Raw genomic sequence first — 21,482 nt, 5'->3', positions numbered from 1 at the left:
CCAAGGCCCGCGCGAACGCAAGAAGCCCCGCCGAACAGCGTCCGGCGGGGCGTCTTGTTGGCTACAGCGGCGAGGCGCGCTTACTGCTTCGGGATCGAGTGGTCGATCTTCTTGACAGCCTCTTCGAAGTTGAACGCGCCCTTGTGCTCGGGGTTCTCCGCCTTATGGCAGGTCAGGCAGACGTCCTTGGTCGGCGTGACGAGGCCGACCGTCTTGCCGTCCAGGGTGCCGGCATGGATCTGCTCCATCGTGGCCTTCTTGTAGTAGTCGCCGCCCGCGCCGTGGCAAGCCTCGCAGGAGACCCCATCGGCCGCCAGGAGCAGGTCGCCGCCCAGCTCGGCCTTGGTGCCATGGCCGGTCGTGTGGCAGCTCAGGCACTTGGTATCGGTCGTGGGATCGGCGACGCCCAGCTCGGCCGCCTTGGCCTTGCCCGCTTCGCTGCTCAGGTCGGTGAAGGCCTTGGCGTGGGCGCTGGCCTCCCACTTGGCCAGCTGGTTGCCCGTCGCTTCCTTCTTGTGGCACATGGCGCACTTCTTGAGGCCGATAAAGGCGTGGCCCCCCTCGGCCCAGGCGTAGCCGGCGGTCAGCATGGCCGCCGCGCCCAGCAGCGCGAGGAACAGCGCGATTCGCTTCATGACACTCTCCTTGGGGTAGGTCGGATCCCGGAACGCTCGCGTTGTCGCGGAGGAGATCGCCGGGGTCAAGCCCCTCCGCGGGAAGCACTGGCCTTGGACGAAGGCCGCCTGCTACTCGTTTAGCGGCGGGGGGGTTCCCAACCGCGGCCGATACTACGCCATCGTGTAGAAGCTGCGCAGGGCCTTCAGACCCTCCTTCACGGCCTCGGCGCTCCTGTCCAGCATGGCCTTCTCCTCGAGGGAGAGGTCCAGCTCGATGATCTTCTCGGCGCCGTTGGCGCCGATCAGCACCGGCACGCCCAAGTAAATCGCCTCGTGGCCGTACTCGCCGCGCAGGTAGGCCGCGCAGGGCTGGATGCGCTTCTCGTCCGTGAGTACGGCCTCGACCATCTCGGCCGTGCTCGCGGCGGGGGCGTAGAAGGCCGAGCCGGTCTTGAGGTACTTGACGATCTCGGCGCCGCCCTCGCGGGTGCGGTCAGAAAGGGCCTGGATCTCGGCTGCCGGCAGCAGCTCGGTGATGGGAATGCCGTTCACCGTCGTGAAGCGGGGCAGGGGGACCATCGTGTCGCCGTGGCCGCCGAGGACCATCGCCTGGACGTTGTGCACGGAGACCCCCAGCTTCTCGGCCACGAACCAGCGGAAGCGCGTGCTGTCGAGAATGCCCGCCATGCCGAAGACGCGCTTGAGCGCGAAGCCGCTCGCGTCGAGGGCGACCATGCACATGATGTCCAGCGGATTGCTCACCACGATGATCGTGCTGTTGGGCGCGTACTCGGCAATCGCGCGCGCGGCCGTCTTGACGATCTCCGTGTTGATCTTGAGCAGGTCCATGCGGTCCATGCCCGGCTTGCGCGGCACGCCGGCGGTGACGACGACCACGTCGCTGCCGGCGATCTCGGCGTAGCGGTTCGTGCCCGTCACCTTGACGCCGTACTGGCGCAGGGGCGCCGCCTGGCAGAAGTCCAGGCCCTTCGCCTGCGGCATGCCCTCGACCACGTCGACGAGCACGATGTCGGCGATGTTCTTCTCGGCAACGTAGTAGGCGCAGGTAGCGCCGACGTGGCCGGCGCCGATAATGCTGACCTTCTTCATCGCGTCCCCTTCCTGTCCTCGGCGGGCGCGAAGAGCGCGCGCACGGGGCCGGCCGAGGCGGCGAGCGCCTGCCGGTCCTCCTCGTTGAGTGCCAGTTCGATGATCTGCTCGACGCCGGCCGCGCCCAGCTTGCAGGGCACGCTGAGAGCGACGTCGCTGAGCCCGTACTCGCCCGCGAGCAGCACGCTCACCGAGCGCACGACCTTGAGATCGAGGCAGATCGCCTCGACCAGAGTCGTGATCGCGGCGCTGGGCGCGTAGTAGGCGTTGGCGTGCTTGGCGAGGTCGACGATGACGTCGCCCGCCCGCCGCGTGTCGTCGACGATGCGGCCGACGGTCTGGGCGTCGAGGAGCTGCGAGATCTCGACGCCGTTGACGCGGGCGTAGAAGGGCAGCGGCACCATGCGGCCGGTGTGGCTGCCGATCACCAGCGCGTGGATGTCGCGCGGGCTCACGCCGAGCGCGTCGGCGATGAAGGAGGCCATGCGCATGCTGTCAAGGATGCCGCCGACGCCGATCACGCGGTGGCGATCGAAGCCCGTCGTCTCGACGACGACCTTGACGATCGCGTCGACCGGCTCGGTGGCGACGATGACCTTGGCCTCCGGCGCCTGCTTGGCGATCGCGGTGGCCAGTTCGCGGGCGAGGGCGGCGTTGGCCTGGAAGTGCTCGCTGCGCTCCTTGCCCGGCGCGCGGATGAGGCCGGCGGCGAGCACGACGACCTCGCTGCCGGCGATGTCGGCGATCGCGTCGCTGCCCTCGATGCGCGTGCGGTAGCGGCGGATCGGCGCGGCCTCCATGAGGTCCAGCGCCTTGCCGGTGGAGATGCCCTCCTGGATGTCCACGAGCAGAACATTCGCGGCGGCGGTTTCGGCGATGAAGAAGGCGCTGTTCACGCCCACGTTGCCGCTGCCGACGATGCTCACCTTCTTCATGGTTTCGGCTCCTCGAGACAGGTGGCGTGGAGGCGCCGCCCCCGGGCGGCGCACGAGGCCCCAATATGCCAGAGCCGAAAGCCGGATTCAAGACGATGGACTCGTCAACGCGGACTTGCGCAAGTTCTTGCGGGAAGCTGCAAGTAGCGGCCGCCGGCCAGCGCGGGCGGCTCAGGGCAGCGGCGCGCCCGCCCCGCCCTCGCCGGCACCCGGGTCCGCAAAGAGCGGCGTGCTGAGGTAGCGCTCGCCCGTGTCGGGCAGCACGACGACGATCAGCTTGCCCGCGCTCTCGGCGCGGGCGGCCACGGCGAGCGCCGCGTGCAGGGCGGCGCCGCTGGAGATCCCGGCGAGAATGCCCGCCTCCCGGGCCAGGCGCCGCGCGGCGGCCCGCGCGTCGGCGGCCGTCACCGTGAGGATCTCGTCGATGAGCGCGGGGTCGAGCACCGCGGGCACGAAGCCGGCGCCGATGCCCATGATCGGATGCGGGCCCGGCTGGCCGCCCGAGAGCACCGGGCTCTCGGCGGGCTCGACGGCGATCGCGCGAAAGCCCGGCCGCCGCGGCTTGAGGATCTGCGCGACACCCGTGATCGTGCCGCCGGTGCCGACGCCGGCGACGAGCGCGTCCACGGCGCCCTCCGTGTCGCGCCAGATCTCCTCGGCCGTCGTGCGCCGGTGGACCTCGGGATTCGCCGGGTTCGTGAACTGGCTGGGCATGAACCAGCCCGCGTTCTCGGCGAGCAGGCGCTCGGCCTCGGCGATGGCGGCCTTCATGCCGCCCGGCCCGGGCGTCAGCACCAGCTCGGCGCCGAAGGCGCGCAGGAGCTGGCGGCGCTCCACGCTCATCGTCTCGGGCATCGTCAGCACGAGCCGGTAGCCGCGCGCGGCGGCGACCATCGCGAGCGCGATGCCCGTGTTGCCGCTGGTCGGCTCGACGAGCGTGTCGCCGGGCTTGATCAATCTCGCCGCCTCGGCCGCGAGCAGCATGTTGGCGCCGATGCGGTCCTTGACGCTGCACATCGGGTTGAAGCTCTCGAGCTTGGCGACGACGCGGCCGGGCAGGCCGGCGTCGAGGCGGCCCAGGCGCACGAGCGGCGTGCGGCCGATGGTGTCGACGATGCTCGCGTGGATCCCGCGCATGGCCTCGCTCCTCGGTCGTCCGGGTCAGATCTCGTAGTCGACGGCGCGAGTCCAATCATCGCGCGCCGCTTCGTCGCCCTGCAGGCGGCTCTCGAGGAAGCGGATGCGCTCCTCGAGACCGCGCAGGCTCTCCTGCACGGGGTCCTTGATCAGGTTGTGCCGAAGACGGATCTCCGCGTCCTCCCGCCGGTCCACCGGTCGGGCGGGAATGCCGACCACGACCTGCCGCGGCTCGACGTCCTTGATCACCACGCTGCTGGCGCCGATGCGGGCGCCGTCGCCGACGCTGATCGGTCCGAGCACCTTCGCGCCCGCACCGACGACGACATGGTGGCCGAGGGTCGGGTGCCGCTTGCCCTTGGCGAGGCTGGTGCCGCCCAGCGTGACGCCCTGGTAGAGCAGCACGTCGTCGCCGATCTCGGTCGTCTCGCCGATCACGACGCCCACGCCGTGGTCGATGAAGAAGCGGCGGCCGATGGTGGCCCCGGGGTGGATCTCGACCCCGGTGAAAACGCGCACCATGCTCATCAGGAAGCGGGCCGGGAAGCGCAGGCCGCGGCGCCAGAGGCCGTGGGCGATTCGGTAGCACCAGACAGCGTGGAGGCTAGGATAAAGCAGCAGCAACTCCAGCCCGTTGCGCGCGGCCGGGTCGCGGTCCAGGGCCGAGCGCAGGTCCTCGCGGAGGTTTCGCCAGAGTCTCATCGTCCACCGCCTTCTGCCGCGGCGGCGCGCGGCCACCGACGGCTGAAAAAAACGCGGGCCCGGAAGGCCCGCGTCCTGTTTTCGTGTGCTGAGGAGCTACCGGACTACAATCCTTCCCGCCGATCCGTGATGTGAACGGGGCGACAACAGCAGGTCGGATTGCTCAGGAGTCGATCCATCGAGGTTTCCTCGTCGCGGATGCTCGGTGTCTATGGCCCGTATTCTACAGGAATCCCGGGCGAGTGTCAAACCGGGCGCTGGCAGGTCGCCGGCCGATGGTCTATATTCGCGGCAGTTTCGGACCCTTCCCTCCGCCACCGAGCCGTCGCGATCGCCATGAGTTCCGCCATTCCCAGCACCCGCGAAGAGCAACTGCGCAACATCACGGACAGCGTCTGGACCCTGGAGCGCATGAACCAGGAGTCGCCGCTGCCGCTGGCCGAGCGCCTGAACATCCTGCGCAGCCACTACGAGCTGCAGCGCCTGCGCGAGGAGGATCTGGACGTTCCCAAGCGGGACCGCTCCTTCCTCTACCTGCAGGAGACGCCGACCGCCGCCGTGCTCCTCGTACCGGGCGGCCACAGCACGCCGGCCCAGTACTTCCAGGTCGGCCGCCACCTCTACCGCGCCGGGATGACGGTCTACAGCCCGCTGCTGCCCAGCGAGACGGCCGTCGGCGCCCAGCGAGGCAACGTGCCCTGGCAGCTGCCCCTCGCCGAGCTCGAGATGCGCTACGGCAATCTCGCGCTGCTGGACGTGCCCATCCACCTCGTCGGCTCGAGCTTCGGCGGCATCCTCGCGATCCTGATCGCCGCGCGGCATCCGGTGGCCAGCCTCACCCTGCTCTCGCCACCCCTGAAGCCGCACCTCAGCTTCAACGAGCGCTTCGCCCTCACCTGGAGCCGGCTCTTCCCCGCGCTCTTCGAGCGCCTGATCGCCGGCAGTCCGCACCGCTGGATGGCCGACCGCTACGGCGCCGTGCGCGAAGCCTCGGCGCAGCTCGCCGGCCTCGGCATGCCGGTGCTGGCCATCCACGCGAAGGACAACCCCGAGCTGGGACCGGGCGGCCTGCGCCGCGTCGAGCGCGCGCTGGGCAAGCGCGCCCGCACCCTGCTGCTGGACAAAGGCGGTCACCTGCTGCTCGAGGGTCCGGAAGGGGCGCGGGTCACGCGCGAGGTTCAGGAGTTCATCCAAGCCCAGCGGAAGGTGGCAGCGGCCCCGGCCCTCCCGGAGCGAGCGGACGGCTGATCCCCAGCTCGCGGCAGAAGTAGTACCACTCGCCGACGGTGAAGATCTGCCGCAGGTTGAAGGCTTCGCTGCGCAGGGTCTCCAGGATGCGCAAGTAGTCCTCGAAGCCGATGTCGAGCTTGGCGAGCAGGGCGTCCAGGCCACGCCGGCCCTCGCCGAGGCGCGAAGCGTAGGCGGCCGCCTGCGCGTAGTAGCTCTTCCCGCGCCCGATGCAATCCTCGCGCTCGCTGCGCCACGGACAGCTGCCCGTCGGCGCCGGGCGCAGCCAGGGATTGCCGAAGATGCCCAGGCTGACCAGCAGGTGATCCGCGTTGCGCCGGTAGAGCAGGTACTTGGTGCGGCACTCGCGCGCGCTCGCCACCCGCTCGGCGAGGGCGCCGGCGTAGGGGATGATCGGCGCCTCGCCCCACCCGCGCGGCTCGCCTTCCGCGTAGCGGCAGAGCAGCGCGGCCAGGTACATGTTGACGTCCTCGTCCGGACGATGGCAGCCGGTCTCCAGTCCCGCGCTGAGCCGGCTGCGCAACAGGGCTTCGATCATGAAGGCGAATCGCCGCCGGCGCCGCTGCGCGAGCCCGCCATCGATCTGGACAAAGGCGGAGTCCATGCGCCTCCCGTCCGCTGAGGATTGCAGCGAAAACTGCAAGGCATATGCCACGGGCGGCGCCGCGCCGACCCGGCGGCGCCCGAGGCGCGGACGGGCAATTGCGGAATGCCAGCCGCCCTGCGCGCCGCGCCGAGGCTCCAGGGGGCAGGACGGGGAAGGCAAAGGGGGCCGGGTCCCTTGCCGGAATCCTGCAGGAGCTGCCCTGCCGCAAAGGGCCAGCAACTCGCAAACCCATGAAAGATGGGGAATTATGGGGAGTAATGGCGGTGGCACGGGCCTTGCTGACCTCTCGCCGACGGGGAACGCCGCAGGCTTCGGCCCGCTGGCGAGTCAGCTCAGAGCAGAGGCGCTCGTTGAAGCTTTGGCGGGAAGCTCAGGCTACCTGCAGCGTTGGGAACCTGAACGAAGGAAGATACCGATGGCCGACTGGAAGGATAGCGAGTACTCGAACATCTACGTGGGGACGGAGGAGCAGGTCTCTCCGGTGCTCACCTCGGTCGAGGCAGCCGAGTATCTGAAGATGCACGTGAAGACCGTCTGCCGGCTGGCCAAGGAAGGCAAGATCCCGGCGAAGAAGGTCGGCAGCGAGTGGCGCTTCCTCAAGAGCGTGCTGGACCGCTGGCTCGCCCAGGAAGTGAGCGCCTAGACCCTGGCGCCTCGATGGGGGGAGCAAGGAGGCGCCCCGCAATCGACGCGACGATCGGCCGCCCCGCGCGCGGGGCGGCCTTTTCGTTTGTCCGCACCGCGGCCCTGCGCCTACACTCGCGCCCGCCGTCGCCGGAGGCTTCCTTGCGCCATCCCATCGCTCGCTTTGCACTCCTGGCCTTCCTCGCCGTTGCAGAGTGCGTCACGGCGCGGGCGCAAGGGGCTCTGCGCGTGGGGCCGGGCGAGGCCGCGTACGCCGAGCTCGAGCACTTCCGCGCGCTCGGGCTCTGGGACGGCAGCCTCGAGCTGCGGCCGCTCCGGCGCGATGAGATCGCGCGGGCACTGGCCGCCGTCGCCGCGCGGCGCGCGGAGCTGGCGCCGGCCGACGCCCGCCGCCTCGCGCGGCTGGAAGCACTCTGCGCGGAGTGGCTGCCGGCCACGCCGCCGGCGCCGCGCGCGCCGGGCCGCGAGCCGCGCGCGCTCTGGGAGCTCGCGGCGGGGCTCTCGTTCCTCGGTGGCCCCACGGATCTGGACTCGGTCGCGCTCGTCGAGCGCCGACCGCGCCGCAAGGGCTTCTTCCACCTCGGTCTCGACGCCGAAGCCGAAGGCCGGCTCACGGCCCAGCTCCGTTTCTACGAGGACTACAGCCGGCTCAGTCGCCGCGCGGCCGACAGCGGCTGGGTGGACAACCTGCCGGGCTCCGTGAGCGAGCTGATCGAGGAGCCGAGCGCGCGACTCGACCGCGCCGTGCTCGCTTGGGGCGGCGACTGGGCGGAGCTGCGCCTGGGCCGCGAGGATCGCCGCTGGGGGGCGGGCCGCCGGGGCAGCCTCTTCCTCTCCGAGAATCCCTTTCCGCTCGACGGCATCAGCTTCCACCTCCGCACGCGCTACCTCACCGCCGCGAGCCTCTTCGCCCAGACGCAGCGCGGCCCCAATCCGCCGAGCTACATTCCGGGCGCGCCCTTCCCGCCGGACAGCACCGCGCCGGACGTGCCGGGCGAGGCCTACGTCGCCCTGCATCGGCTCGAGTTGCGGCCGCCGGGGCCGTTCAGCCTTGGACTCTACGAGGCGGTGGCCTACGGCGGCCGCGGCATCGACCTCGCCTATCTCAACCCGGTGACCTTCCTCGTGGCGGGCACGCAGGACATCTTCGACCAGAGCGGAACCGACGACAAGAAGGCGCTCGGCCTGGACGGGCGCCTGGACCTGCCGCCGCTGACGATCTACGGCGAGTTCCTGCTCGACCGCATCGTTGCGCTCAAGGTGGCCGAGCCCAAGGGGGACGAAGCCGGCATCTCGAGCTTCGCGCAGCTCATCGGGCTGCTCTGGGCCAATCCCCTCGGGCTGGCCGGCGCCGATCTGGAGTTCGAGGCCGCGCACCTCGATCCCCAGGTCTACTTCCACCACGACCGGGACATCCGCCGCGCCTTCCTGCGCGACGATCGCCTCGGCGAGGGCCGCCTGCTCGGGCACTGGTTGGGGCCGAACGCCGACGGCCTCTACGCAGCGCTGCGCCTGCCGCCCGCGAATTGGGGGCGCCTCGGCCTGGAGTTCGAGCAGTGCCGCTGGGGGCTGGTCGAGGGCGAGGACGGCCTCTGGCGCCGCGGCGCCGACTTCGGCTTCATCGGCCTGCAGAAGCAGGACAAGGCCTGGCTGGTGGGCGAGCGCTCGATCGAGCGCCTCTACCGGGTCACCTGGGAGCGTGCGAGCTGGCGCGCGCCTGGCGCCGGCCGGCTCGACCTGCGCTGCGGTTTCACGCGGGTCGAGCGCAGTGGTCTCTGGCCCCCTGATGCCGGCGGCCGCGTGCCTGGCGATGGGTGGCAGCTCGAGCTGGGCCTGGCCTGGCGTCTCGAGCGGCGTCTGCGCAGCGGCGATTGAGCCGCCGGCCCCCTTTCGGGATCCCGTCTGCGTTTGCTATAATTGACGGTCCGGTTCGCCGCGTGGACCGGCGGCGGCATCGTCCGCCCAGCGGACCACTCCCCCAGCCTCTGGAGACTCAAATGCGACTGCGCAGCCTGATGATCCTCCTCGGGATCCTCGCCCTGGCCGCCCCGGCGGCGGCCATCCCCATCTCGAACCTGCACCTGAACAACGCCAACGGCGTGCCGAACCTGCTCGGCCAGGTGGTGACGGTCAGCGGGGTGATCACGAGCCCGGACAGCATCTACAGCACCTACAACTACGAGGTCTACGTCCAGGACCCGACCGGCGGCGTGAACCTCTGGGTGAGCGCGGGCGCGGCGACCTACGAGGCCGAGCTCGGCGACAGCATCACCGTGACGGCGACCGTGGCCAACTACAACGGCCTCGTCGAGCTGAGCACGCCCTCCTTCGTGCAGGTCTTCCACGGTGCGGGCTACGCGGTCCCCGCGCCGCTGACGATCACCTGCGCGCAGCTCAACAGCACCTTCCAGGTGGATCACAGCGAGCCCAACGAAGGCCGGCTGATCCGCATGGACGGGCTGAACATCGTCAGCGGCGCCTGGCCGACCTCGCCGATCGGCTCCAACAGCTCGATCTACGTCACGGACGGCACGGCCACGGCCCTGCTCTTCATCGACAAGGACACGGCCGTGAACGGCAGCCCGAACCCGGGCGCAAACTTCTCGGCGATCGGCATCCTGAAGCAGTACGACACGACCTCGCCCTATACCTCGGGCTACGAGATCGTGCCGCGCTTCCTGTCCGACATCATTCCGACGCAGCCGGGTCCGCCGATCAGCGGTCCCGCTCGGGTGATCGACCTCGCGAGCACGGCGGCCACGCTCTACTTCGAGACGGCCACGCCCGGCTCGAGCGAGATCGAGTACGGGCTCACCGAGAGCTACGGGCTGACCGCCGGGGACGCCGGCGCCAGCGAGCTGACGCACACCGTGCCGCTTGCCGGCCTCACCCCGAACACGATCTACCACTTCCGCGCCAAGAGCAGCGACGCCGAGGGCACGCGCTACGGGCAGGACCAACTGCTCGCGACGGCCAGCGATCAGCCCGGCGAGCTGCACGTCTACATGAGCTTCACGGCCGACGAGAGCTACGCCGACACGGGCAACGAGGTGCCGGAGAGCCAGAACCTGAGCGCGATCCTCACGCAGCTCATCAACGGCGCCGACAGCTCGGTCGACGCGGCGCTCTACAGCTTCAGCCTCACCAACGTGCGCGACGCGCTCGTTGCCGCCCACCAGCGCGGCTGCCTGGTGCGCATCATCATCGAGGCCGATAACTCGGCGGAGTACGCCATCTACTGTGCGAGCTTCGGCATCCCCTACATCACGAGCACCTACGGCGGCAACCACAGCGCGGCCGACGGCTACGGCATCATGCACAACAAGTACGTGGTGATCGACGGCCGCGACGCGGACAAGTACAACGACCGCGTCTGGACCGGCAGCGCCAACATGAGCAGCGCGGGCAGCGACGACGTCAACAACGGTCTCGACATCCGGGACTACGGCCTCGCCCAGGCCTACCTGATGGACTTCAACGAGATGTGGGGCAGCGGCACGCAGACGCCGAACGCGGCGCTCGCCCGTTTCGGCTCGCGCAAACGCGACGATTCGCCGCACGAGTTCCGTATCAATGGCCTGCGCGTGGAGCAGTACATGTCGCCCAGCGACGCCGTCGAGGACCAGCTCGAGCGCACGGTGGCGACGGCCGACTACTCGGTCTACTTCGCCATCCTCTCCTTCACGAACTACAATCTCTCCGACGCCATGTACGATCGCCGCGCGGCCCTGAACGGCGCGCTCGAGATCCGCGGCGTCTTCGACGAGAGCCTGGGCGCCTGCGGCACGGGCAGCGTCTACTACGAGATGGCCGGCGATGCCTGCACGCCCTATGCCTGGGACATCCCGGCCGACGTCTGGATCGACACGCCGCTGCCGAGCAGCCGCCTGCTCCACCACAAGTACATGATCGTCGACGTGAACAACCTGGGCGCGGATCCGCTGGTGGCCACCGGCAGCCACAACTACAGCTTCGCCGCGGACAGCCGGAACGACGAGAACACGGTGATCATCCACGACCAAGGCGCGGCGAACATGTTCCTGCAGGAGTTCGCCGAGCGCTACCACGAGTCGGGCGGCACGGGCGTGCTGGGCACGGCCGTGGGCGTGCCGGACGGGACCGTGCCCGGCAGCGGCCTGCTGGCGGGCCTGGCGAGCTTCCCGAATCCCTTCAATCCCTTCACGAGCATCGCCTTCACGATGCGGGCCGATGCCGCGGTGAGCCTGGAGATCTACGACGCCGCCGGCCGCCTGCAGCGGCGCCTCTTCGCGGATCGCCAGCTGGCCGCTGGCTATCACGTGATCGGCTGGGACGGCGCGGACGAGTCGGGCCGCCAGCTGCCCAGCGGCGTCTACTTCGCGCGCCTGGCGGCGCTGGACGCGGCCGGCCGCCTCGAGGCGGCCAGCCACAAGCTGCTCTGCGTGCAGTAGGCGCGGCGCGGCTGCGAGTTCGCGAGGGCCCTCCGCATTGCGGGGGGCCCTTTTTTGCTGCCGGCGGACCGCGCGGCCGCTAGAATCGACCCTGCCGCCCAGCCGCCCCCCGCCACCTCCGGGAGCCCGCGTGCCGACCCTGATCGCCCTGCGCCTCGGCCTCCTCCTCGCTCGGCTGCTGCCGATGCGCGTTCTTGCCGCGCTCGCGGCGGCGCTCTGGCGCCTCGGCGGGCTTCTCTCACCGCGGCGGGTGGTGGTGGCCGCGAACCTGGCCGCCATCGCTGCGGCCGGCGGTCGCCGCGCGCGCGCGGGAGACGTCTTCGCGAACTACGGCCGCTACTGGGGCGAGCTGCTCGCCCTGGCAGCCCGGCCCGCGCGGATCGCGTCGCTGCGCATCCGCGTCGACGGCCTCGAGCATCTGGAGGCGGTCGAGTGGGGCCCGCTCTGCTTCCTCGGCGCGCACCTGGGCAACTGGGACCTGCTCTCGCGCTGGCTGGGGCGCCGGCTGCCGAATCTCGCCGCGCTCGCGGAGGCGCTCGAACCGCCGGCTCTCGCGCGGCTCTTCGCACGCCTCCGCGAAGAGGGCGGCCAGCGCACGATCTCGGGCACGGGCGCGGGCGTGGCGCTCTACCGGGAGCTGCGCCGCGGCCATCCGGTGGGCATTCTCGTCGATCGCGCGCTGGACCCGGCGAGCACGGCGGGTCAAGGCCTGCGCGCGGCGCCCTTCCTCGGCGGCCTGCGGGCCTTTCCCGCCGCGGGACTCGAGGTCGCGCAGCGCGCCGGCGCGGCGCTCCTGCCCATCTTCCTGCTGCGGGAACCGGGCGGCTATGTTATCAAGGTGAGCGCTCCGCTGCCTGCGGACGCGGATCCCTTGGCGGGCTACGCGCGGGCGCTGGCGGCGGCCGTTGCCGCGCATCCCGAGCAGTGGTGCGTGCTCTACCCGCTGCACGACGGCGCCCTGGCGCTCGAGCCGGCGGCGGGCGCGAAAGGAGCGGCGGCCTGATGAAGGTCGGCCTGATCAGCGAGTTCTACTACCCGCTCTGGGGCGGCGTCAGCGAGCACATCCGATCGCTGGGCAACGCGCTCGCCGCCCGCGGCCACGAGGCGGTCGTCATCACGAGCCGGATGCGCGGGGAAGCGACGAACGCGGGGCCGCGCGTGCTGCGCCTCGGGCGGAGCATCCCCGTGCGCTACAACAACAGCCTCTCGCGCTTCTCGGTGGGCTGGCAGCTCGGCCGGCAGCTCGAGGCGCTGCTCGCCGCCGAGGACTTCGACGTCCTGCACCTGCACAGCCCGCTGCAGCCCACGCTGACCCTGCTCGCGCTCGCGCAGGCGCGCTGTCCCGTGGTGGCCACCTTCCACAGCTACTATCCGCGCGACCTGCTGGTGCAGAGCTTCCGCGGCCCGCTCGGGCGGCGCCTCGCGGCGGCCCGGCTGCGCATCCCGGTGAGCCGGGCGGCGCTTCGGCCCGTGGAGCGGCTCTTTCCGGGCGACTACCGGATCATCCCCAACGGCGTGGACTACGCGCTCTTCGCCGGGGCGCGGCCCGCGGCGCTGCCGGGGCCCGATCCCGAGCGCCTGCGCGTGCTCTTTGTCGGTGCGATGGTCAGGCGCAAGGGCCTGCCGCTGCTGCTCGCGAGCTTCGCACGGCTCGCCGCGGAGCGCGACGGGGTGGACCTGCTCGTCGTCGGCGACGGGCCGGATCGCGAGCGCCTCGAGGCGGCGCTGCCCGCGGCGCTCGCCGGGCGCGTGCATTTCCTCGGCGCGATCACGGATCGGGCACGGCTCGCTGCGGTCTATGCCGCGGCGGACGTCTTCTGCGCGCCGAGTCTAGGCCGCGAGAGCTTCGGCATGGTGCTCGTCGAGGCGATGGCGGCCGGCCTGCCCGTGGTGGGCTTCGACATCGAGGGCTACCGGGACGTCGTGAGCCAGGGCGTCGACGGCCTGCTCGTCGAGCCCGGCAACGCCGAGGCCCTGGCCGGCGCGCTCGGCTACTTCCTCGACCACCCCGAGGCGCGCCGGCGCTACGGCGAGCGAGGCCGCGCCAAGGCCGCCGGCCTCGATTGGAGCGAGATTGCGCGGCGCGTGGAAGCGGTGTATCGGGAAGCGCTGGGTCAGCCGGCCGTCGAGGAGGAAGAACCGCGCTTCGCCGTCGTGGCCGCTACTTGACGAGCAGCATCGGCCTGGCCGTCGCGCCGGCCGATGTCTCCAGGGGTTAGAAGCAGGCGGCCGAGAGAGGTTGCCATGTAGCCTCGCCACGCTGCTGGAGAGAGGGGAATTCCAGGCGGTACTTCCTGCTCTCGTCTTCGCGTTCGCCGGCGTCGGGACGGCCGCGCTCCTACTGAATGGGTACCTCTATTCGGGAGGCTCGCATCCGGGCGATCTGACGCCGTCGATCACGGTCACAGACCTTGCCCGGGCAAAGCACGAGCTCGCGCAGGCGGCGCACGACCTTGCAAGGGCAGCGAGCACACGCGCAGAGCGGATCGCGCTTCACTCAACGGTGTACCGCGATTCGCCGCTAGTCCTTGATGTCCAGGAGTTTGAGTGGGGACTCTTGGTTCGCTGGACAGACACGCCCGATGAATCGTACGAGATCCTAATCCCGGAGGAGACGAAGAGCGAGTTAGACGTCACTGCGCTTCACCAGCGGTCCATCGACGAGTTCTTCGCTACGATCGAGCGTGGCGGACTCATCGCATTCGGCACCCCTCCAAGGCGATATCACTTCACGATACCACCAACCGCGATGCCGCAGTTCGACCGGACCCTGGCAAGGATCAAGGCAGGTGAGACCCTCAACGCGGCTGCCGTGTGCCTGAACCCGCAGTTCCTCGAGGACCTGACCCGCGCGCAGAGTGGTGAGCGCTGAAGAGGCCATTCTGGTGCGGACGAGCGGTTCTCATCGAGCGGCGGCGCGGTCGATTGCAGGGCCGCGGGACGATGGCTCAGACTTGCCACGTGGCAAGTCCTGGGCCGCCGCTCGGGGATGAGGCCGGCGGGCTGAAGCTATCCCGCCACGCCCCTGTGGGTTTCGGGTGCGGGCGGCGTCGGCGCCTAGGCCTCCGACCGCGGTGGGTTGAGCTGCAGCGCCGTGTACTCCCAGCTCATGTAGCCGAGGTGCTCGAAGAAGGGCATCGTTTCGGGGTCCGTGAGCAGGACGATCTGATAGAGCCCCGCGTAGGGCCCCACCAGGCGGCGCATCAGCTCGCTGCCGATGCCCTGGCCGCGCAGCTCGGGGTGGACCATCAGGTCGCAGACGAAGAGCGTGCTCGCGCGGTCGCTGATCGCCCGCGCCGCGCCGACGAGACGGCCGCCGAGGCGCGCCGTGACGACGAGGTCGCTCTGCCGCCAGGCCGCCTTCACCAGGCGCGGGAAGCGGTGGCGCAGGTCGCCCATCGCCGCGTGCAGGGCGACCAGTTCTTCGGTGAGCAGTTCGCCGTCCTGGGCGTAGGCGACCTGACCGGTTCCCGGCTCGCTCCACTGCGCCGTCAGCTTCCAGTCGCCGGGCTTCACCTCCAGGCGCGGGCCGATCCACAGCGCCATGCCGATGCCGTCGAGGAAGTAGTCCTCGCCGCCGCGGGTCTTGACGCGGTAGGCCGCGCGGCTGAGTCCCTCCACCCGGAAGCCGAAGCGCCCGAAGAGCTCGAGCGCCCGCTGGTTCCAGGAGAGCGTGCCCAGGTAGATGCGCCAGAATCCCTCGGCCCGCGCATGCTCGATGAGCCGGCGCATGAGCGCGGTACCGACGCCCTTGCCCTGCCAGCTCGGCAGCACGTCGATGTGGAAGTGCAGGTTGTGCATGCGGTGGTAGTTGCCCGCCGCCGCCGGGTGCAGGCTGAGCGCGCCGACGATCTGCCCCTCGGTCAGGGCCGCCAAGTAGCGTTCGGCGCGCTCGAACTCCGTGGGCTCGCGGTCGGTGAGCGAGAGCACGGTGTCCGGCGGCCAGCCCGATTCCTTGGGTAGGGCCTCGAAGAAGGCGGGGAGCCCTTCGTGGCCGCGGCCGATCAACTCAACCTCGATCAACTGCTTATCCGGCAAGGTGTTCCTCGGTGGACTCGACCCTGCAGCACGAGCGGTGCCGGGTGGAGAGCCCGGCAGATGCATGCGAGGCGCGTGCCGCGGCGGAGAGCGGAGACCCGAAATCCCCTTGTCTCCTAGATAATCCAGCCACCGCCAGCCACCAAACAAAACCGCCGCCGGCGCCATGAATCAGCCTCAGCGGTGGCAAGACGTGGAGCCCCCGCATGGTGTGTGGTATCGGCGCAACGAGGCTCCTCTTTGAGTGTTTTTTGCAGAAACGCAATTATCGGCTCAGGGCTCGCAACGCCAGGGGGGGAGGATCTGCAGGTCCCGGCTGCCCTCGACATGGTAGGTCGAGGTGGCCGGCGTTGCCCCGGCGATCAGGAAGATCCGCTCCAGGCCCGGCAGGACCAGGGCCGTTGCTCCGCTGCGCGGCAAGGGCAGCGGGGGCAGCGCGTCCCAGGCCTCGCCGCTGAGCGAGTAGACCTCGGCGACGGCGCTCGCGCCGCTGGTGCCCGTCGCGCCGCCGAGGACATAGAGCTTGCCGCCGGAGACGGCCACCGCCGGTGCCAGGCGCGCGGTCGGCAGCGAGGGTTGCACACGCCAGAAGTCGCTGAAGGGATCGTAGGCCTCGACGCGGCTGCTCGGTGTGGCCCCATCCGTGCTGCCGCCGACGCCGAAGAGGCGACCGTCCAGTTCAGCGGGGGTGTTCCAGGCGGTGACGCCGCCCAGCCAGGCCCGGGTCTCCTGCATGAAGTGGGTCAGGTCCATCGAGAAGGAGTCGCGCTCGGTACTGTAGATGAGCGTCGTGTCGTTGATGCCACCTGCGCCCATGCCGCCGAAGAGCAGGATCGAATCGCAGCAGGCGGTGATGCCGCCCACCTTCAAGGCCGCGAAGCCGCGCTTCAGGCTCGGCATGCGGTGCTTGGGCAGGGGCGGGTCGAAGACCGTCCAGCTGTCCGTGGCCGGCTCGTAGATCTCCACGCTGGGGAAGACCGTGTCGGCCTGGGTGACGCCGCCGAGCACGTAGATGCGCTCGTTCATCGCCACCGCCCGCGCCCCCCAGCGCGGCGTCGGCAGCGGGGCGCCGGGGCTCCAGCTGTCCCCGACCGGGTCGTAGATCTCCGTCGAGGCGACGACGCCGCGGCCGTGGCGGCCGCCGAAGACGAAAAGCCGGCCGTCGTGGGCCGCGGCGGCGTGGTCGGCGCGGGCCTCGTCGAGCGAGGCCCCGCTCGTCCAGTAGGGCGCCCCGCCGACCGTCACCGTGAAGCTCAAGCGTTCGACGTGGTTGTCGTTGTCGCTGGCGCCGAAGACCACCGTGTAGCGCCCGGGCTCGGCGAAGCTGGCCGCGTAGGCGAGCGTGACGCTGTCCGTGTAGGTCTGGCTCAGCTCGGCGCTGCCGTCGCCGCCGATGTCCCAGAAGGCGCGATTGCCGGCGTCGTCGGCCGCGTGGCCGATCAGGGTGAAGCTCTCGCCGCAATCCACCGTGTCGGGAACGCTCGCGCTGAGCTGCGGCACGCCGTCGGTGACGACGGCACGCGTCGTCGCCCGGTAGAGGCGGTTCTGCACGGTGGTTACCTGGAGCGTGGCCGTGTACTCGGCGGCGCGCGCATAGATGTGCCGGAAGAAGACCAGCGGCCAGTCCTGGCCCTCGTTCACCCAGGTGGCGTCGAAGATGCCGTCCGAGTTGAAGTCCCACTGGTGGCGAGCGACGTCCGCGGGGTTGCCCGTGTAGCGGCCCCCGAAGAGGAGGGTGTCGCCGATGGTGCCGCGCAAGCTGTCGAAGGTGAGGACGTGAATGCCGGGCTCTTCGAGCTTCTCCTCACAGGCGCCCAGGCCGAGCGCGATGGCGAGCAGGAGGGGCAGGGCGATCCGCTGAGCGCGCATGGAAACCTCGACAGAGCCGGAGGCGATCCGGGCACGGGCGCCGGAGGCCGGCGCGGGCAGGCCAGCAGCCTAGCGCCTGGCGGGCGCCGACTCAAGCCCCCTCGCGGCGCCGCCACCGGCGTGGACAGGCCGCGCGGGCCCGCGCCCGCGGCGGTTGTCGCGCGGCGACCCGCGCCCGCGCCGCGGTGCGCGCAAGTGCCGCGCTGACGCGGCGCCGCCGGCCCGCCGGGGCCTGGTCCACGGCCTGCAATGGCCGGCGCGTGGAGCGGGAACGAGGTCCAGGCGCCGGCAGGAAGCCAGTTCATCAGCAGCGCGGCTCGCGGCTCGGCCCCCTCCCACGGACGGGCGGCTCGCGGCCCGGCTCGCACCGGGCCCGCCGCCTGTCCGCCTCGTCTTCGCAATCGCCGGGTCCGGCGGGCGAGCGGCCATCGCGCAGGGTGATCTGGGAGGAGTCGCCTTGCAGGCGTGGCGTCGCCGCCGGCGGACCGGTGGGCTCGCCCTTCGGGAGCGGGGCCGCGTGGCTGGGGGGCGGCGTGGGGGACCGGCGGCTGCCGGACGTCGCTACAGCGCGAGGCGCCGCGAGCCCATCGCCACCAGGACCGGACCGCTGCCGTCCGCGTCCGTCCGCGCGGGGCGCCGTCACCCCGCCGGATCCGGCACTTATCCGGGGCGCGCTGCGGCGCGCCTAGGTGGCCGCGCCGCGCTCGGCCGGGCCGCGCGCGCGCAGGCGGGCGATCAGCGCCTTGCGCAGGCCGGCGACGTCGAAGTCGCGCTCCAGGCGCCCGGCCTCGGCGATGCTGATCGTGCGCGTCTCCTCGCTGACGACCACGACCAGCGCGTCCGACTCCTCCGTGATGCCCACCGCCGCGCGGTGGCGCGTGCCGAGCACGCGGCTGAGGCTGGGATCCTGCGAGAGCGGCAGGATCACCCGCGCCGCGACCAGGCTGTCCTCGTTGATGATGATCGCGCCGTCGTGCAGCGGCGAGGGCGGCGTGAAGATCGTCTCGATGAGGTCGGCGCTGACGGCGGCGTTCAGCAGCACGCCGTTCTCGGCGTAGTTGCGCAGGCCCATCTCGCGCTCGAAGACGATCAGCGCGCCCAGCCCCGAGCGGGCGAGGCCCTCGACCGCGCGCGTGACCTCCTGGATGTGGCCGGCGTCCTTGTCGACCTTGAAGAAGAGGCCGACGATCCGGTTGCGTCCGAGCTGGGCGAGGCCGCTGCGCAGCTCGTGCTGGAACAGGATGATGAAGGCGATCACCCAGACCGTGCGCAGGTTGTCGAGGATCCAGTTGAAGGTGGCCAGCCCGATCCATTGCGCGAGCAGGCCCGCGACGAGGATGACGAGGAAGCCGTTGAGCATGAGCGCGGCGCGGGTGCCGTGGACGAGCACGTAGAGCCGATAGAAGAGGAAGGCCACCACGAGGATGTCCAGCACGTTGAGGGCGGTGAAGAGGATCTCGTTCACGACTGCCCGTCCTCGTCGTTTGCGATCGCGCCGGCGCTCGGCGCGAGGGGCCGCCAGGCGGCCAGGAAGCGGCGCGTCGCCGCCACGTCGTGCACGCGCAGGATCTGCACGCCGGCCGCGGCGGCCCGGGCCGCCGCGGCGAGGCTGCCCTCGAGGCGCCGCCCCGGATCCGGCTCCTCGAGCAGCGCGCCGAGGAAGGACTTGCGACTCGCGCCCAGCACCAGCGACACGCCGAGGCCGTGGAACTCCTCGAGGCGCCGCAGGATGGCCAGGTTGTCCTCCAGGCGCTTGCCGAAGCCGATCCCCGGATCGGCCAGCAGCCGCTCGCCGGCGATGCCCGCCGCCCGCGCCGCGGCCAGCTTCGCCTCCAGCCAGCGGTAGATCTCGTCCACCGCGTCCGCGTACTGCGGGCTCGCCTGCATCGTCGCCGGCTCGCCCTGCATGTGCATCAGCACCAGGCCCGCGCCACTCGCCGCGACCGGCGCCGCCATCGCCGGATCGCCGAGCGCGGAGACGTCGTTGATGATCTGCGCGCCCGCGGCCAGGGCCTCGGCGGCGACGCTCGCCTTGCGCGTGTCCACCGAGAGCGGCGCCGCGGTCTGGCGGGCGAGCGCCCGGATCACCGGCAGCACGCGGCGCGTCTCCTCGTCGGCGGCCACCGGCGCGGCGCCTGGCCGCGTCGACTCGCCGCCGATGTCGATCAGGTCTGCGCCCTCGGCGATCAGCCGCAGCCCCTGCTCGACGGCGCGCTCGGGATCCAGGCAGGCGCCGCCATCGGAGAAGCTGTCCGGCGTCACGTTGAGGATGCCCATCAGGCGCGGCCCGGCCTCGAAACTAAGGGCGCCTCCGGGCAGGGTCAAGGCTTTCGGCGGGCGGCGTCGCGCGGCGAGCAGCGCGGCCAGGTCCTCGCCCACGCGGCGCAGGCCGAAGGGCTGCGGCTTCAGCTTCGCGGGGAGCTGGGCGAGCTGCCGCTCGCTGCCGATCAGGTGCGCGCTGGAGCGCTCGGGCCCGCCGAGAATGACGTCGCGGTGGGTGGCGCAGTCGCCGCCCAAGCTGAGCAGCTCCTGCTTGAGGATGTTGGCGGCTGGCGCGCGGAGGTCGTCCACGCGGACGACGAGGGACTCGGCCTTGCGGGCCATCAGTGCGGCGCCGTAGGCGTCGACACCGGCGGCCTCCAGCAGCGCTCGCAGCTCGCGTCCGCGCGCCGCCAGCAGGCGCGGGCGACCGGGACCCGACGCGCTGCCGGCGCCTGCGCTCATCTCAGGCGCCGTCCGGCGGCCGCCGCTCGGCTTCCGGCCGCTCGCCTGCGGGCGCCGCGTCCGCGGCGCCGTCGGGCACCAGTTCGCGCGTCCCGTTGCCGGGCTCCTCGCCTTCGCGGCGCCTAGCCGCGTCGAGAACGGCGTCGATGCGCTCGCCGCGGCTCATCTCTTCCTCCTCCTTGCGGCGGCGCGCGGCCTCGGCCGCCTCGCGGTCGAAGGGGGGCAGGGTGCCGCCCTGCATGATGATCTGCACCTCGTCGCCGGTGAGCGTCTCGCGCTCGAGCAGGGCGGCGGCGATGGCGTCGAGCGAGGGGCGGTGCTCGGTGAGGAGGCGGGTGGCCCGCTCGAGGCTGTTGTCGACGAGGCGGCGCACCTCCTCGTCGATCAGCTGCGCCGTGCGCTCGCTGTAGTTCTGCGAGTGGGCGATGGAGCGGCCGAGGAAGATGGTCTCCTCGTTTTCGCCGTAGGCGATCGGGCCGAGGCTCTCGCTCATGCCCCAGCGGGTGACCATCGCCCGCGCGATCTGCGTGATGCGCTGGATGTCGCTCTGCGGTCCGCTGGTATGGCGGCCGTAGACCAGGTTCTCCGCGACGAGGCCGCCCAGGGCCATCGTGATCTGGTCGAGGAGGTAGTCCCGGTCGCGGTACATCAGCTTCTCTTCGTTGGGCAGGAAGTGCGTGACGCCGCCGGCCATGCCGCGGGCGACGATCGTCACCTTGTGCAGGGTGTCCGCGTGCGCGAGCTTGACGCCGAGGATAGCGTGGCCCGCCTCGTGGTAGGCCGTCTTGCGGCGGGTCTCCTCGCTGAGGACGCGGCTGCGGCGCTCGGGGCCGATCATCACCTTGTCGCGCGCCTCGTCGAAGTCGACCATGTAGACCTTGTCGTGATTCAGGCGGGCGGCGAGCAGGGCGGCCTCGTTGACGATGTTCGCGAGGTCGGCCCCCGAGAGCCCCGGCGTGCCCTGGGCGAGCACCTTGACGTCGACGTCCGCCGCGACGGGCACGTTGCGCATGTGCACGCGCAGGATGCCTTCGCGCCCGCGCACGTCGGGCATGTCGACGACGATCTGGCGATCGAAGCGGCCGGGCCGCAGGAGCGCCGGGTCGAGCACGTCCGGCCGGTTGGTGGCGGCGAGCAGGATGACGCCCTCGCTGGTGTCGAAGCCGTCCATCTCGACGAGCAGCTGGTTCAGGGTCTGCTCGCGCTCGTCGTGGCCGCCGCCGAGGCCGGCGCCGCGGTGGCGGCCGACGGCGTCCAGCTCGTCGACGAAGATGATGCAGGGCGCGTTCTTCTTGCCCTGCTCGAAGAGGTCGCGCACGCGACTGGCGCCGACGCCGACGAACATCTCGACGAAGTCGGAGCCGCTCATCGAGTAGAAGGGCACGCGCGCCTCGCCGGCGACGGCCTTGGCGAGCAGGGT

At 71.2% G+C, this 21,482-nt stretch carries 18 protein-coding genes; 7 read left to right on the top strand and 11 right to left on the bottom strand.

Annotated elements, in window-relative coordinates:
* Positions 1 to 80 precede the first annotated feature (80 nt).
* The 5 genes from FJ251_02855 to cysE form a co-directional block, all read right to left on the bottom strand.
* Entirely contained in the window at positions 81 to 635 is a 555-nt protein-coding gene (locus FJ251_02855; GenBank protein ID MBM4116668.1) for a hypothetical protein, read from the bottom strand.
* Positions 636 to 788: 153 nt separating this feature from the next.
* Positions 789 to 1,727, bottom strand: a complete 939-nt coding sequence (gene mdh / locus FJ251_02850) for a malate dehydrogenase (protein ID MBM4116667.1) — start codon at positions 1,725 to 1,727, stop codon at positions 789 to 791.
* Positions 1,724 to 2,662 carry a malate dehydrogenase gene (locus FJ251_02845; protein ID MBM4116666.1) on the bottom strand — a complete coding sequence of 313 codons (939 nt, stop codon included), beginning with the start codon at positions 2,660 to 2,662 and terminating at the stop codon, positions 1,724 to 1,726. The genes mdh and FJ251_02845 overlap by 4 nt, the downstream gene beginning before the upstream one ends.
* Positions 2,663 to 2,833: 171 nt before the next feature.
* Complete coding sequence (cysK, locus tag FJ251_02840) at positions 2,834 to 3,799, bottom strand: cysteine synthase A (protein MBM4116665.1); 966 nt, start codon at positions 3,797 to 3,799, stop codon at positions 2,834 to 2,836.
* A 24-nt stretch (positions 3,800 to 3,823) separates the two neighbouring features.
* Positions 3,824 to 4,501, bottom strand: a complete 678-nt coding sequence (gene cysE / locus FJ251_02835; protein MBM4116664.1) for a serine O-acetyltransferase — start codon at positions 4,499 to 4,501, stop codon at positions 3,824 to 3,826.
* Positions 4,502 to 4,837: 336 nt separating this feature from the next.
* Here cysE and FJ251_02830 point away from each other — a divergent pair, with 336 nt between their 5' ends.
* Positions 4,838 to 5,749, top strand: a complete 912-nt coding sequence (locus FJ251_02830) for a hypothetical protein (GenBank protein MBM4116663.1) — start codon at positions 4,838 to 4,840, stop codon at positions 5,747 to 5,749.
* On the opposite strand, the gene FJ251_02825 is transcribed toward FJ251_02830, so the two are convergent.
* The gene (locus FJ251_02825) at positions 5,688 to 6,353 is read right to left on the bottom strand and encodes a hypothetical protein (protein MBM4116662.1); all 666 of its coding nucleotides are present in this window, start codon (positions 6,351 to 6,353) and stop codon (positions 5,688 to 5,690) included. The two genes, FJ251_02830 and FJ251_02825, sit on opposite strands and share 62 nt — an antisense overlap.
* 418 nt (positions 6,354 to 6,771) lie before the next feature.
* On the opposite strand from FJ251_02825, the gene FJ251_02820 reads away from it, so the two are divergent.
* From FJ251_02820 to FJ251_02795, 6 genes are all read left to right on the top strand, one after another.
* Positions 6,772 to 6,999, top strand: coding sequence for a helix-turn-helix domain-containing protein (locus tag FJ251_02820; GenBank protein ID MBM4116661.1), 228 nt, complete (start codon positions 6,772 to 6,774; stop codon positions 6,997 to 6,999).
* Between the two features lie 14 nt (positions 7,000 to 7,013).
* Positions 7,014 to 8,876 (top strand): capsule assembly Wzi family protein, encoded by a 1,863-nt coding sequence (locus tag FJ251_02815; protein MBM4116660.1) that lies wholly within the window; start codon positions 7,014 to 7,016, stop codon positions 8,874 to 8,876.
* Between the two features lie 122 nt (positions 8,877 to 8,998).
* Entirely contained in the window at positions 8,999 to 11,431 is a 2,433-nt protein-coding gene (locus FJ251_02810; protein MBM4116659.1) for a hypothetical protein, read from the top strand.
* A 130-nt stretch (positions 11,432 to 11,561) separates the two neighbouring features.
* Positions 11,562 to 12,434, top strand: coding sequence for a lysophospholipid acyltransferase family protein (locus tag FJ251_02805; protein MBM4116658.1), 873 nt, complete (start codon positions 11,562 to 11,564; stop codon positions 12,432 to 12,434).
* Entirely contained in the window at positions 12,434 to 13,600 is a 1,167-nt protein-coding gene (locus FJ251_02800; GenBank protein MBM4116657.1) for a glycosyltransferase family 4 protein, read from the top strand. The genes FJ251_02805 and FJ251_02800 overlap by 1 nt, the downstream gene beginning before the upstream one ends.
* Before the next feature lie 70 nt (positions 13,601 to 13,670).
* Positions 13,671 to 14,303, top strand: a complete 633-nt coding sequence (locus FJ251_02795; GenBank protein MBM4116656.1) for a hypothetical protein — start codon at positions 13,671 to 13,673, stop codon at positions 14,301 to 14,303.
* A 185-nt stretch (positions 14,304 to 14,488) separates the two neighbouring features.
* Here FJ251_02795 and FJ251_02790 read toward each other — a convergent pair whose 3' ends face one another.
* The 5 genes from FJ251_02790 to hflB form a co-directional block, all read right to left on the bottom strand.
* Positions 14,489 to 15,637: a GNAT family N-acetyltransferase gene (locus FJ251_02790; GenBank protein ID MBM4116655.1), complete on the bottom strand. Its 1,149-nt coding sequence runs from the start codon at positions 15,635 to 15,637 to the stop codon at positions 14,489 to 14,491.
* Positions 15,638 to 15,742: 105 nt separating this feature from the next.
* Positions 15,743 to 17,338: a hypothetical protein gene (locus FJ251_02785; protein MBM4116654.1), complete on the bottom strand. Its 1,596-nt coding sequence runs from the start codon at positions 17,336 to 17,338 to the stop codon at positions 15,743 to 15,745.
* Positions 17,339 to 18,023: 685 nt separating this feature from the next.
* The gene (locus FJ251_02780; protein MBM4116653.1) at positions 18,024 to 18,860 is read right to left on the bottom strand and encodes a TIGR00159 family protein; all 837 of its coding nucleotides are present in this window, start codon (positions 18,858 to 18,860) and stop codon (positions 18,024 to 18,026) included.
* The gene (gene folP / locus FJ251_02775) at positions 18,800 to 20,062 is read right to left on the bottom strand and encodes a dihydropteroate synthase (protein ID MBM4116652.1); all 1,263 of its coding nucleotides are present in this window, start codon (positions 20,060 to 20,062) and stop codon (positions 18,800 to 18,802) included. Before folP ends, FJ251_02780 begins: the two co-directional genes overlap by 61 nt.
* Before the next feature lies 1 nt (position 20,063).
* The coding region (gene hflB / locus FJ251_02770; protein ID MBM4116651.1) for an ATP-dependent zinc metalloprotease FtsH at positions 20,064 to 21,482 on the bottom strand (1,419 nt) is incomplete at its 5' end.

The sequence above is a fragment of the bacterium genome (assembly GCA_016873475.1).
Lineage (GTDB): Bacteria > Krumholzibacteriota > Krumholzibacteriia > JACNKJ01 > JACNKJ01 > VGXI01.
The sequence above is the reverse complement of the archived record's forward strand: the minus strand, read 5'-3'. Positions and strand labels throughout refer to the sequence as shown.

Bases quoted from the DNA above. Each gene is read 5' to 3' on its own strand.
- FJ251_02855 (MBM4116668.1), bottom strand. From the start codon at position 635: ATGAAGCGAATCGCGCTGTTCCTCGCGCTGCTGGGCGCGGCGGCCATG.
- mdh (MBM4116667.1), bottom strand. From the start codon at position 1,727: ATGAAGAAGGTCAGCATTATCGGCGCCGGCCACGTCGGCGCTACCTGC.
- FJ251_02845 (MBM4116666.1), bottom strand. From the start codon at position 2,662: ATGAAGAAGGTGAGCATCGTCGGCAGCGGCAACGTGGGCGTGAACAGC.
- cysK (MBM4116665.1), bottom strand. From the start codon at position 3,799: ATGCGCGGGATCCACGCGAGCATCGTCGACACCATCGGCCGCACGCCG.
- cysE (MBM4116664.1), bottom strand. From the start codon at position 4,501: ATGAGACTCTGGCGAAACCTCCGCGAGGACCTGCGCTCGGCCCTGGAC.
- FJ251_02830 (MBM4116663.1), top strand. From the start codon at position 4,838: ATGAGTTCCGCCATTCCCAGCACCCGCGAAGAGCAACTGCGCAACATC.
- FJ251_02825 (MBM4116662.1), bottom strand. From the start codon at position 6,353: ATGGACTCCGCCTTTGTCCAGATCGATGGCGGGCTCGCGCAGCGGCGC.
- FJ251_02820 (MBM4116661.1), top strand. From the start codon at position 6,772: ATGGCCGACTGGAAGGATAGCGAGTACTCGAACATCTACGTGGGGACG.
- FJ251_02815 (MBM4116660.1), top strand. From the start codon at position 7,014: ATGGGGGGAGCAAGGAGGCGCCCCGCAATCGACGCGACGATCGGCCGC.
- FJ251_02810 (MBM4116659.1), top strand. From the start codon at position 8,999: ATGCGACTGCGCAGCCTGATGATCCTCCTCGGGATCCTCGCCCTGGCC.
- FJ251_02800 (MBM4116657.1), top strand. From the start codon at position 12,434: ATGAAGGTCGGCCTGATCAGCGAGTTCTACTACCCGCTCTGGGGCGGC.
- FJ251_02790 (MBM4116655.1), bottom strand. From the start codon at position 15,637: ATGGCGCCGGCGGCGGTTTTGTTTGGTGGCTGGCGGTGGCTGGATTAT.
- FJ251_02785 (MBM4116654.1), bottom strand. From the start codon at position 17,338: ATGCGCGCTCAGCGGATCGCCCTGCCCCTCCTGCTCGCCATCGCGCTC.
- folP (MBM4116652.1), bottom strand. From the start codon at position 20,062: ATGAGCGCAGGCGCCGGCAGCGCGTCGGGTCCCGGTCGCCCGCGCCTG.